Source organism: Serratia sp. HMSC15F11 (genome assembly GCF_001808215.1).
GTDB lineage: Bacteria > Pseudomonadota > Gammaproteobacteria > Enterobacterales > Enterobacteriaceae > Serratia > Serratia nevei.
On record NZ_KV792476.1, the window covers coordinates 68,290 to 68,634 of the forward strand.

Annotated in this window: 1 protein-coding gene; it reads left to right on the plus strand. The window is 61.4% G+C overall.

All coding sequences use genetic code 11. The annotated features are described in order from the left end of the window. A partial coding sequence (locus HMPREF3138_RS27205; protein ID WP_246828731.1) for a phosphoenolpyruvate carboxykinase (ATP) occupies window positions 1–345 on the plus strand: 345 nt, incomplete at both ends.

The following is a 345-nucleotide window of genomic DNA, read 5'->3' on the forward strand; positions in this document are numbered from 1 at the left end:
GGCGGCTGCTACGCCAAGACCATCAAGCTGTCTGAAGAAGCCGAGCCGGACATCTACCACGCCATCAAACGCGACGCGCTGCTGGAAAACGTCACCGTGCTGGCCGACGGCAGCATCGACTTCAACGACGGTTCGAAAACCGAGAACACCCGCGTTTCTTATCCGATCTATCATATCCAGAACATCGTCAAGCCGGTGTCCAAGGCGGGTCACGCCACCAAGGTGATCTTCCTGACCGCCGATGCCTTCGGCGTGCTGCCGCCGGTATCGCGTCTGACCGCCAACCAGACTCAGTACCACTTCCTGTCCGGCTTCACCGCCAAGCTGGCCGGCACCGAGCGCGGC